Origin of the sequence: Streptomyces sp. SolWspMP-5a-2, assembly GCF_900091845.1 — a bacterium.
Classification (GTDB): domain Bacteria; phylum Actinomycetota; class Actinomycetes; order Streptomycetales; family Streptomycetaceae; genus Streptomyces; species Streptomyces doudnae.
This window is the reverse complement of record NZ_FMCI01000042.1, coordinates 1-10468: the sequence shown is the minus strand read 5'-3', so window position 1 is coordinate 10468 and position 10468 is coordinate 1. Positions and strand designations below refer to the sequence as shown.

Below are 10468 nucleotides of genomic sequence, written 5' to 3'. Positions count from 1 at the left end.
CGCTGAAGACGGTCGACGAGGGCGGCCGGCCGCTCTCCACGGCCCGCACCGCCGCGAGCAGGTCGGCGGCCTTGCCGCTGAGCTTGGCGCCGCTGTCGATGGCGTCCTGCCGCTCCGCCTTGCGCCGGGCGATCCGCTCCCGCTCCACCCGCTGGGCGGCCAGCTCCGCCTCGGCCTCCGTCAGCTGCTTGGCACCCCCGCCGCCCCCGTCGCCCTCCGTCGTGGCACCTTCCGTCCTGTCACCCTCCGCCGCGTCCCCCTCGGGGCTCCCGCCCGTCCCCGCGCCCCCGGTGTCTCCCGCGCCCCCCGGCGCCTCCGGCTCCGTGACCTCCGTGACCTCCGGGGTCTCCGTGGTGGCCGGGGTCTCGGGCTCCGTGCTCACAGCGTGCTCCAGTCGTGATCGGGATAGCGGTGCACCGGAGCCGACACGTCGTCGAGCGCCCGGCAGATCTCGTCAGGAAGACTAAGCGCCTCCACTGACAACGCGGCCGTGAGCTGGCGCGCGTTGCGCGGACCGATGACGGGCGCGGCCACGCCGGGACGGTCGCGGATCCAGGCGAGGGCGACCTGGAGGGGCGTCACGGCGAGACCGTCCGCCGCGGTCTGCAGGGCGTCGACGATCCGGCTCGCGGTGTCGTCGAGGTACGGCTCCACGAAGGGCGCCAGGTGGTCGGAGGCGCCGCGCGACCCCGGCGGCTGGGCGTCGCCCCGGTACTTCGCGGTGAGCACCCCGCGGCCCAGCGGGGAGGACGGCAGCAGGCCGATGCCCAGGTCGAGAGCGGCCGGCAGCACCTCGCGCTCCACGCCCCGCTGGAGCAGGGAGTACTCCATCTGGGTGCTGGCCAGCCGGGTGCGTATGCTCGGCGCCGCGAGCTGCCAGGTGCCCGCCTTGGCGAGCTGCCAGCCGCAGAAGTTCGCCACGCCCGCGTACCGGGCCCGCCCGCTGGAGACCGCCAGGTCAAGGGCGTGCAGGCTCTCCTCCAGCGGGGTGTGCGGATCGAAGGCGTGCAGGTGCCAGATGTCGACGTAGTCGGTGCCCAGGCGGGCCAGCGAGGCGTCGAGCGCGGAGAGCAGATGGCCGCGCGAGCCGTCGAACCTGCGGTCGGGATCGGCCACCCCGCCCGCCTTGGTGGAGATCACCAGGTCCCGGCGCGGCACCAGGCCCTCCATCAGACGCCCCAGCAGGTACTCGGCCTCGCCGTCGCCGTACACGTCCGCCGTGTCGACGAGGTTCCCGCCCGCTTCCCAGAACGTCTTCACGAGGTCCGCCGCGTCGTGCTCGTCGGTGTCCCGGCCCCAGGTGAGGGTGCCGAGCCCGATACGGGACACGCGAAGGCCGGTCCGGCCGAGATGCCTCTGCTCCATGAACGCCGACATTACTGGCCGCGACCAGCGGAGTGGGGGCCTGTGGACGAGCAGTTTCCACAGGCAGCGCCCCAGGTGGGTCCGGTCGGCGCCCCGCCACTGCCCGGGACGGCTCCCGCGCGCTAGGGTCGGCGGACACGGACGTTACTGATCGGTAAGGGGATTGGGCATGCAGCTCGGGATCAACCTCGGCTACTGGGGTGCCGGAATGGACGGCGACAACCTGGCCGTCGCCCAGGAGGCCGACCGGCTCGGGTACGCCGTCTGCTGGGCCGCCGAGGCCTACGGCTCGGACGCGGCGACCGTGCTCAGCTGGGTCGCCGCCCAGACCGAACGCATCGACGTCGGCTCCGCGATCTTCCAGATCCCGGCCAGGCAGCCGGCCATGACCGCGATGACCGCCGCCACCCTCGACTCCCTCTCCGGCGGCCGGTTCAGGCTCGGCCTCGGCGTCTCGGGCCCCCAGGTCTCCGAGGGCTGGTACGGCGTCACCTTCGACAAGCCGCTGGCCCGCACCCGGGAGTACGTGGAGATCGTCCGCAAGGCGATGACCCGCGAGCGCCTCTCCTACGAGGGCAGGCACTGGACGCTGCCGCTGCCCGGCGGCCCCGGCAAGCCCCTCAAGCTGACCGTGCACCCCGAGCGCGAGCACATCCCGCTCTACATCGCGGCGATCGGCCCGAAGAACCTGGAGCAGACCGGCGAGATCGCCGACGGCGCCCTGCTGATCTTCCCGGCCGCCGAGCACCTCGCGGAGACCGCGATCCGCCCGCTGCGCGCGGGCCGCGAGAAGGCCGGTCTGACCCTCGACGGCTTCGACGTGTGCCCGACGCTCCCGCTCGCCCTCGGCGAGGACAAGGACGTCGCCGCCCTCGCCGACACCTTCCGCCCCTACACCGCGCTCTACGTCGGCGGGATGGGCAGCCGCAAGCAGAACTTCTACAACCAGCTCGCCCGCCGCATGGGCTACGAGCAGGCCGCCGACGAGATCCAGGACGCCTACCTCGCCGGGGAGAAGCAGGCCGCCGCCGCGGCCGTCCCGCAGGAGCTGATCGACCGGACCACGCTGCTGGGCTCCGTGGAGCGGATCGCGGACCGGATGACCGAGTACGCGGCGGCCGGGGTCACCACCCTGACCCTCGCGCCCGCCGGGTTCACCCTCGACGAGCGGCTCGCCGCCCTGCGCGCGGGCACCGAGGCCCTGGAGCGCGCCGGACTGGCCTGACCCCGGGCGGGGCCGGAGGTTCCTACGGCCGTGGTGGGGGCTCGGGGGTCTTCCCCGCCACGGCCGTCACGGAGAACAACGCGCCGGCGCGCCCCGGGTTACGCCCCGCGGCGGCCCGGCCGCTGTGCTCCTTTCGGCGCAGTGCCCCGACACCCCTGTTGCACCCCGCCGGACGCCCCGTTTGACTCGCTCTCGGAGGAGTACTCCGCGCCGCTGCGGAATCCTGCGGAGAGGTGGTCACGATGCTTTCGGCCAAGAGTCTGTTCCAGGAGATGCTCGACGACGACCGGTCGTTCGCCCTCTTCTGCTCGATCGCCGCCGGCGGGGAGTCCCAGGGCGGCTGGGAGAACGGCAGGATCGCCGCCCTGGTCCCCGCGGAGGAGCGCGCCCTCGCCCCCAAGATCGCCCGGCACGGCGCCGACGAGGACAAACACGGCCGGATCTTCAACGCCCTGCTCGGCAAGCGCGGCCTGACGCCCGTTCCGGTGCCGCCCGACACCGACTACACGATGCTCCTTGAGGCCCGCGGCATCGGCCTCGCCCACGACCGGCTCCGCGCCGACACCCCCCTCAGCGTCCAGGACATCGTCACCTACCTCGCGCACAGCCGGGTCACCGAGCAGCGCGCGTCCGAGCAGATGCGGCTGCTGCGCCGCTGCTTCGCCGACCACCCCGACATCGGCCGCGCGGTCCGCATGATCTCCGCCGACGAGGACAACCACCTCGCCTACTGCCACGAGGAGCTGCTGAGGCTCGCCGCGGCGGGCCACGGCCGGGCCATCCAGCGCACCCTGCGGACCTGCGCCCTCGCCGAGATCCGCGTCTACCGGGACGTCAGTCTGGCCGTGATGGCGCACATGGGCGCCGTCCTCGGCTGGTCGAGGCCCAGGGCGGCGGCGCTGCGGGCCGGGATCCACGCCGTCCACGCCTACGAACGGCTCGCGGGCTGGCGCCGGATGGTCACCCTGCGGCCGCCCGAGCACAGCGACCCGCTCGGCGGCCGGGCCACCGGCGCCCCCGAGTTCGCCTGAATCCGCATCCGGCGGCCGCTACAGCCAGCCGCGCCGCTTGAACGTCCGGTACAGCAGCACCTCGAGCACCGCCATGACGACGATCACCGCCGGGTACGACCACACCCAGTGCAGCTCCGGCATGTGGTCGAAGTTCATGCCGTAGATGCCCGCGATCATCGTCGGCACCGCCGCCATGGCCGCCCACGCGGAGATCTTCCGCATGTCGTCGTTCTGCCGCACGCTCATCTGCGCCAGGTGCGCCGACAGGATGTCCGACACCAGCCGGTCGAGGCCCTCCACGGACTCGTTCACGCGCGCGAGGTGGTCGTTGACGTCCCGGAAGAAGGGCCGCGCCTTCTGGTGCACGAACGGCACCGCGAGACCGGCCGTGCCGAGCCCCGCCAGCCGGGTCAGCGGCGGCATCAGCGGCACCGTCGCCCGCCGGAACTCCAGGATCTGCCGCTTGAAGGTGTAGATCCGCGACGCGGTGTGCCGCGAGCCGCCCTGGTCGGGCGAGAACACCTCCGCCTCCAGCTCCTCCAGGTCCGTCTGCAACTCGGACGCCACGTCCAGATAGTGGTCGACGACGTCGTCGCAGATCGCGTAGAGCACCGCCGTCGGCCCCTTCTCCAGGATCTCCGGGTCCTTCTCCAGGCGCCGCCGCACCCCCCGCAGCGCCGCCCCCTCGCCGTGACGGACGGTCACCACGAAGGCGTCACCGAGGAAGACCATCACCTCGTCGGTGGTCACCACGTCGCTCTCCGGCTCGTACTGCACCGGCTTCAGCACCATGAACAGCGAGTCGTCGTACACCTCCAGCTTGGGCCGCTGGTGGGCCTTGAGGGCGTCCTCCACGGCCAGCGGATGCAGCCCGAACTCCTCGGTGACGAGGCCGAACTCCCGCTCCGACGGCTCGTGCAGACCGATCCACACGAACCCGCCGGCCGCCCGCGCCTCGTCGAGGGCGTCGGAGAAGTCCTCCGGTCCCTCGGTGCGGCGCCCGTCCCGGTAGATGGCACAGTCGACGATCACGGAGCGTATTCTCCCGTCACCAGCGTCCCCACGCACCCCGTGGAGTGCCTACCCTGGGCCGCATGCCCACGTTGATCCTGGTCCGGCACGGACGATCCACCGCCAACACCGAGGGGGTGCTCGCCGGCTGGACGCCCGGCGTCTCCCTGGACGAGCGCGGCGCCGCACAGGCCGCGGCGCTGCCCGGCCGGCTCGCCGCGCTGCCGATCTCCGAGGTCGTCGCCAGCCCCCTGCAACGGTGCCAGGAGACCGTCGCGCCCCTGCTCGACGCCCGCCCCGGACTCACCGCGCACAGCGACGAGCGGATCGGCGAGTGCCACTACGGCGACTGGTCCGGCCGCAAGCTCGCCGAACTCTCCGGCGAACCCCTGATGGAGGTCGTCCAGGCCCACCCGTCGGCCGCCGCCTTCCCCGGCGGCGAGTCGATGCGCGCCATGCAGACGCGCGCCGCCGAGGCGGTGCGCGAGTGGAACGCGCGCGTGGAGCGCGACCACGGCCCCGACGCCGTCTACCTCATGTGCTCCCACGGCGACATCATCAAGTCCCTTGTCGCGGACGCTCTCGGACTTCATCTCGACCTCTTCCAGCGGATCTCCGTAGAACCGTGTTCCATCACAGCGATCCGTTACACCCGGCTGCGGCCCTTTCTCGTACGCCTCGGCGACACCGGCGACTTCGCCTCGCTCGCCCCGCGCGCCACCCCGCCCGCCGACGACGCCCCGGTCGGCGGCGGCGCGGGCGCACCGTGATCGTCGGGCGCAGTAGGGTGAAGCGGTCGCAGTAGCGGCGCCCCATCCACGACTCCAGGAGACAGGACGTGTCCCGTCAGGTGTTCCTCTACGACCCGCCGGACCGCTTCGTGGCCGGTACGGTCGGACTGCCCGGACGCCGTACGTTCTTCCTCCAGGCCACGGCGGGCGCCCGGGTGACCAGCGTGGCCCTGGAGAAGACCCAGGTCGCCGCCCTCGCCGAACGCATGGACGAACTCCTCGACGAGGTCGTCCGGCGCAGCGGGGGCAGCGCCGCCGTACCCGCCGTCACCCCCACCGAGGTCTCCGACACCGCGCCCCTCGACGCCCCCGTCGAGGAGGAGTTCCGCGTCGGCACCATGGCCCTCGCCTGGGACGGCGACGGACAGCGGATGATCGTCGAGGCGCAGGCCCTGGTGGAGCTGGACGCCGAGACCGACGAGGACCTCGCCGAGGCCGAGGAGCGGCTGCTCCAGGACGAGGAGAACGGCCCCCCGATGCTGCGGGTCCGCCTCACCGGCACCCAGGCGCGGGCGTTCGCCAAGCGCGCCCTGGACGTCGTCAACGCCGGACGGCCGCCCTGCCCGCTGTGCAGCCTCCCGCTCGACCCGGAAGGACACGTATGTCCGCGCCAGAACGGATACCGCCGGGGAGCGTGAGCACGGCCGAACACCTCGCCCGGGGTGAACTGACCGTCCGCGGCCAGATCCGGGACGCCTCCAACGCGGTGCTCTACTGCGCCGTCGCCCACGCGGGTGAAGAAGTCACCTGCGTCTACAAGCCGGTCCGCGGCGAACGCCCCCTCTGGGACTTCCCCGACGGCACCCTCGCCCAGCGCGAGGTCGCCGCCTACGAGGTCTCCGAGGCCACCGGCTGGGGCCTCGTCCCGGCCACCGTGCTGCGCGACGGACCCTACGGCGAGGGCATGTGCCAGCGGTGGATCGAGGGCGGGCCGGGGGAGGATCTGCTGCGCCTGGTGGACGCCGAGGAACCCGGTCCCGGCTGGAAGGCGATCGGCTTCGCCGACGTCGGCGAGGGAAGGACCGCGCTGCTCGTGCACGCCGACGACGAGCGGCTGCGGCGGCTCGCGGTCCTGGACGCCGTCATCAACAACGCCGACCGCAAGGGCGGCCATCTGCTGCCCGCGGCCGACGGGCGGCTCTACGGCATCGACCACGGCGTCACCTTCAACACCGAGAACAAGCTGCGCACCCTGCTGTGGGGCTGGGCGGGCGAGCCGCTGACCGCGGAGGCCGTCACCGTCCTGCGGGGCCTGGCGGACGCCCTGGGCCCCGCAGGGGACCTCACGGCCCGGCTGACGCCCCTGATCACCGCGGCCGAACTGGACGCCACCCGGGCCCGGGTGGACGCCCTGCTGGCCTCCGGCACCCACCCCGAACCCAGCGGCGAGTGGCCCGCCATCCCCTGGCCGCCCCTCTAGGCCCCGCCCGGCCTCACCCGTCCGGCCTCACCGGTCCGGCCTCACCGGTCCGGCCTGACCCGTCCGCCGTGCGGCGCCGTGCGCGCGGCGGACGCGGCACGGCCGTCACCGGGCAGCGGCGCGAACGGCGGACAGGTCCCGGCGGAACTCCGCCAGCACATGCGGCGGGTGCCGCGCAAGAGCGCCCCACCGGCCAGATGGGGCAGGTCCGGTTCGTATCCGGAAGTTCCGTCCGGTTACGCTCATGACATGCATGCCTGGCCCGCTTCCGAGGTCCCCGCCCTGCCTGGTCAGGGCCGCGACCTGAGGATCCACGACACCGCCACGGGTGGGCTCGTCCCCCTCGTCCCCGGTCCCGTCGCCCGTCTCTACGTCTGCGGCATCACGCCGTACGACGCGACCCACATGGGTCACGCGGCGACCTACAACGCGTTCGACCTCGTCCAGCGCGTGTGGCTCGACACCAAGCGGCAGGTCCACTACGTCCAGAACGTCACCGACGTCGACGATCCGCTGCTGGAACGCGCCCAACGCGACGGCGTCGACTGGGTCGCCCTCGCCGAGCAGGAGACCGCCCTGTTCCGCGAGGACATGACCGCCCTGCGGATGCTGCCCCCGCGCCACTACATAGGCGCCGTCGAGGCCATACCCGGCATCGTGCCGCTGGTCGAACGGCTCCGTGACGCGGGCGCCGCCTACGACCTCGACGGCGACGTCTACTTCTCCGTCGAGTCCGACCCGCACTTCGGCCAGGTCTCCCGGCTGGACGCCGCCGCCATGCGGCTGCTCTCCGCCGAGCGCGGCGGCGACCCCGACCGGCCCGGGAAGAAGAACCCCCTCGACCCGATGCTGTGGATGGCCGCCCGCGACGGCGAACCGAGCTGGGACGGCGCCTCGCTCGGCCCCGGCCGCCCCGGCTGGCACATCGAGTGCGTCGCCATCGCCCTCGACCACCTCGGCATGGGCTTCGACATCCAGGGCGGCGGCTCCGACCTCGCCTTCCCGCACCACGAGATGGGCGCCTCCCACGCCCAGGTGCTCACCGGCGAGTTCCCCATGGCCAAGGCGTACGTCCACGCCGGGATGGTCGGCTACGACGGCGAGAAGATGTCCAAGTCGCGGGGCAACCTCGTCTTCGTCTCCGCGCTGCGCCGCGACGGCGTCGACCCCGCCGCGATCCGCCTCGCGCTCCTCGCCCACCACTACCGCTCCGACTGGGAGTGGACCGACCAGGTGCTCCAGGACGCCGTGGACCGCCTCGACCGCTGGCGTGCCGCCGTCTCCCGGCCCGACGGACCGTCCGCCGAGGCGCTCGTCGAGGAGATCCGCGAGGCGCTCTCCCAGGACCTGGACGCCCCGGCGGCGCTGGCCGCCGTCGACCGCTGGGCCGCCCGCCAGGACACCGGGGGCGGCACGGACACCGGGGCGCCCGGCGTCGTCTCGCGCGCCGTGGACGCGCTGCTCGGCGTCGCCCTGTAACCCGGCCGGGCACCGCGCACGAGGGCGCCCCTTCCGCTGCGGAAGGGGCGCCCTCGTGTGTGATCGCGGCCGCCGCGGGACCTGAGGTCAGTCGTCCGACGGGTCGTCGTCGTCCGTGCCCGGCTTCGGCGGCTTCGGCGGGCGGGTGCGGCCGCCCGGGTTGTCCCGCAGGTACGGCGCCGGCGGGTCGTTGCCGTCGGCCGTGGCGTGCCCGCCGCCCGGCCCCGAGCCGTCGCGGCGCCGCAGATACCGCTCGAACTCACGGGCGATCGCCTCGCCGGACGCCTCCGGCAGCTCCGCCGTGTCCCGGGCCTCCTCCAGCGACTGCACGTACTCCGCGACCTCGCTGTCCTCCGCCGCGAGCTGGTCCACGCCCACCTGCCAGGCACGCGCGTCCTCGGGCAGCTCGCCCAGCGGAATCCGCACGTCGATGAGGTCCTCCAGCCGGTTGAGCAGCGCCAGCGTCGCCTTCGGGTTCGGCGGCTGCGACACGTAGTGCGGCACGGCCGCCCAGAGGCTGACGGCGGGCACCCCCGCGTGCGTGCACGCCTCCTGGAGGACCCCGACGATGCCCGTGGGGCCCTCGTACTTGGTCTCCTCCAGGTCCATCCGCTGCGCCAGATCAGCGTCCGACGTCGTCCCGCTGATCGGGACCGGACGGGTGTGCGGGGTGTCACCCAGCAGGGCGCCCAGCACCACCACCAGCTCCACGCCCAGCTCGTGCGCGAACCCGAGCAGCTCGTTGCAGAACGAGCGCCAGCGCATCGACGGCTCGATGCCCCGGACCAGCACCAGGTCACGCGGCTTCTCGCCGCCGATCCTGACCACCGAGAGCCGGGTCGTCGGCCACGTGATCTTGCGCACGCCCGCGTCCATCCACACCGTGGGCCGGTTGACCTGGAAGTCGTAGTAGTCCTCGGCGTCCAGCGCCGCGAACACCTCGCCCTTCCACTCCCTGTCCAGGTGCGCGACCGCGGTGGAAGCGGCGTCCCCGGCATCGTTCCAGCCCTCGAACGCGGCCACCATCACTGGGTCGATCAGCTCGGGAACCCCCTCCAGCTCGATCACCCAGCGCCTCCTTCCGACGTGCCCTCGCGTACGTCCCAACCTTACGGCGTGCGACAAGGGCGCCCGCAGCCCCCTCGCACGGGGGCAGTGAACGGATCACTGCCCCGATCGGCCCCCCGGAACACCCCGGCCGCACCCCCGCCGCCCACCGGCCCCGCCGTCCCGGATCGCCCCGACACCTCCGATGACCCGCCTACAGCGTCGACCTGAGCCACTGCTCCACGCTCGCGATGTGCACCGTCGCCCAGGACCGCGCCGCCTCCGCGTCCCGGTCCCGCAGCGCCGCCAGGATCGCCCGGTGCTCGCGCAGCGTCCCCGCCACCGCGTCCTCCTGGGTCAGCCCCCGCCAGATCCGGGCCCGGGTGGTCGGCCCCGACAGCCCGTCCAGCAGCGAGCAGAGCACCGCGTTGCCCGAGCCGCTCGCGATGCCCCGGTGGAAGTCGAGGTCGGACGCCACCAGTTCCTCCACCGAGGGCGCCGCGCCGAGCCGGTCCAACTGGAGGGCGAGCGCGTCCAGTTGCTGCTCGCTGATCCGGGAGGCCGCCATCGCCGTCGCGGCCGGTTCCAGGATGCGGCGCACCGCGAGGAACTCCAGGACGGTGTCGTCGCGATGGAAGTCGACGACGAAACTCAGCGCCTCCAGAAGCAGTTGCGGATCGAGGCTGCTGACGTAGGTGCCGTCGCCCTGGCGCACGTCCAGGATGCGGATCAGGGACAGGGCGCGGACCGCCTCGCGCAGCGAGTTGCGCGACAGCCCCAGATCGGCGGCGAGTTCGCTCTCCTTGGGGAGCCGGTCGCCCGGCCGCAGCGCGCCGGAGACGATCATGGCCTTGATCTTCTCGATCGCCTCGTCGGTGACTGCCATGACGGGCCTCCCTGTCGTTCCCACATGCCGTGAAGACATCCGATGTATCGGATCATTATGGAGGCTTCCCGCCCGTTCCTCGCACCCGGAAGGCGGCCCGGACCAGGGGCGTCCGCTTCGCCGGGCCCGCCGAAGCGGAAGGGCGGCTTCCCGCCGTTCCCGGCCCCGCCGCCCCCCCGGCGCGCGGACGGGTCCCGACCCCGCCTCACCCGGGGCGGCGGGGGTCGCGGG

General features: G+C 73.3%; 10 protein-coding genes and 1 pseudogene. 6 read left to right on the top strand and 5 right to left on the bottom strand.

Annotated features, from left to right (window positions below; all coding sequences use genetic code 11):
* Together GA0115242_RS03005 and GA0115242_RS03000 are read right to left on the bottom strand one after the other, a co-directional pair.
* Nucleotides 1-382 (bottom strand): annotated as a pseudogene (locus GA0115242_RS03005) (DNA helicase RecD); the annotation flags it as partial.
* Nucleotides 379-1365 carry an aldo/keto reductase gene (locus tag GA0115242_RS03000; protein WP_093824180.1) on the bottom strand — a complete coding sequence of 329 codons (987 nt, stop codon included), beginning with the start codon at nt 1363-1365 and terminating at the stop codon, nt 379-381. The pseudogene GA0115242_RS03005 and the gene GA0115242_RS03000, both read right to left, overlap by 4 nt.
* A gap of 169 nt (nt 1366-1534) precedes the next feature.
* On the opposite strand from GA0115242_RS03000, the gene GA0115242_RS02995 reads away from it, so the two are divergent.
* Both GA0115242_RS02995 and GA0115242_RS02990 read left to right on the top strand, forming a co-directional pair.
* Nucleotides 1535-2590 carry an LLM class F420-dependent oxidoreductase gene (locus tag GA0115242_RS02995; protein WP_093824175.1) on the top strand — a complete coding sequence of 352 codons (1056 nt, stop codon included), beginning with the start codon at nt 1535-1537 and terminating at the stop codon, nt 2588-2590.
* A gap of 242 nt (nt 2591-2832) precedes the next feature.
* Complete coding sequence (locus tag GA0115242_RS02990) at nt 2833-3621, top strand: ferritin-like domain-containing protein (RefSeq protein ID WP_093824178.1); 789 nt, start codon at nt 2833-2835, stop codon at nt 3619-3621.
* A gap of 18 nt (nt 3622-3639) precedes the next feature.
* On the opposite strand, the gene corA is transcribed toward GA0115242_RS02990, so the two are convergent.
* Nucleotides 3640-4635: a magnesium/cobalt transporter CorA gene (gene corA, locus GA0115242_RS02985; protein WP_161352975.1), complete on the bottom strand. Its 996-nt coding sequence runs from the start codon at nt 4633-4635 to the stop codon at nt 3640-3642.
* 62 nt (nt 4636-4697) lie between these two features.
* On the opposite strand from corA, the gene GA0115242_RS02980 reads away from it, so the two are divergent.
* The 4 genes from GA0115242_RS02980 (at nt 4698) to mshC (ending at nt 8304) form a co-directional block, all read left to right on the top strand.
* Complete coding sequence (locus GA0115242_RS02980; protein WP_093824173.1) at nt 4698-5384, top strand: histidine phosphatase family protein; 687 nt, start codon at nt 4698-4700, stop codon at nt 5382-5384.
* Between the two features lie 68 nt (nt 5385-5452).
* Entirely contained in the window at nt 5453-6043 is a 591-nt protein-coding gene (locus GA0115242_RS02975) for a DUF3090 domain-containing protein (protein ID WP_093824171.1), read from the top strand.
* Nucleotides 6007-6825, top strand: a complete 819-nt coding sequence (locus tag GA0115242_RS02970; protein WP_176729729.1) for an SCO1664 family protein — start codon at nt 6007-6009, stop codon at nt 6823-6825. Before GA0115242_RS02975 ends, GA0115242_RS02970 begins: the two co-directional genes overlap by 37 nt.
* A 249-nt stretch (nt 6826-7074) precedes the next feature.
* Nucleotides 7075-8304 carry a cysteine--1-D-myo-inosityl 2-amino-2-deoxy-alpha-D-glucopyranoside ligase gene (mshC, locus tag GA0115242_RS02965; protein ID WP_093824167.1) on the top strand — a complete coding sequence of 410 codons (1230 nt, stop codon included), beginning with the start codon at nt 7075-7077 and terminating at the stop codon, nt 8302-8304.
* Between the two features lie 87 nt (nt 8305-8391).
* On the opposite strand, the gene GA0115242_RS02960 is transcribed toward mshC, so the two are convergent.
* The gene (locus GA0115242_RS02960) at nt 8392-9372 is read right to left on the bottom strand and encodes a PAC2 family protein (protein ID WP_093824165.1); all 981 of its coding nucleotides are present in this window, start codon (nt 9370-9372) and stop codon (nt 8392-8394) included.
* A 193-nt stretch (nt 9373-9565) separates the two neighbouring features.
* On the bottom strand, nt 9566-10237 hold the full coding sequence (locus GA0115242_RS02955; RefSeq protein WP_093824164.1) for a FadR/GntR family transcriptional regulator: 672 nt from the start codon (nt 10235-10237) through the stop codon (nt 9566-9568).
* Nucleotides 10238-10468: the final 231 nt, after the last annotated feature.

Bases quoted from the DNA above. Each gene is read 5' to 3' on its own strand.
- GA0115242_RS03000 (WP_093824180.1), bottom strand. From the start codon at position 1,365: ATGGAGCAGAGGCATCTCGGCCGGACCGGCCTTCGCGTGTCCCGTATC.
- GA0115242_RS02995 (WP_093824175.1), top strand. From the start codon at position 1,535: ATGCAGCTCGGGATCAACCTCGGCTACTGGGGTGCCGGAATGGACGGC.
- GA0115242_RS02990 (WP_093824178.1), top strand. From the start codon at position 2,833: ATGCTTTCGGCCAAGAGTCTGTTCCAGGAGATGCTCGACGACGACCGG.
- GA0115242_RS02980 (WP_093824173.1), top strand. From the start codon at position 4,698: ATGCCCACGTTGATCCTGGTCCGGCACGGACGATCCACCGCCAACACC.
- GA0115242_RS02970 (WP_176729729.1), top strand. From the start codon at position 6,007: ATGTCCGCGCCAGAACGGATACCGCCGGGGAGCGTGAGCACGGCCGAA.
- mshC (WP_093824167.1), top strand. From the start codon at position 7,075: ATGCATGCCTGGCCCGCTTCCGAGGTCCCCGCCCTGCCTGGTCAGGGC.
- GA0115242_RS02955 (WP_093824164.1), bottom strand. From the start codon at position 10,237: ATGGCAGTCACCGACGAGGCGATCGAGAAGATCAAGGCCATGATCGTC.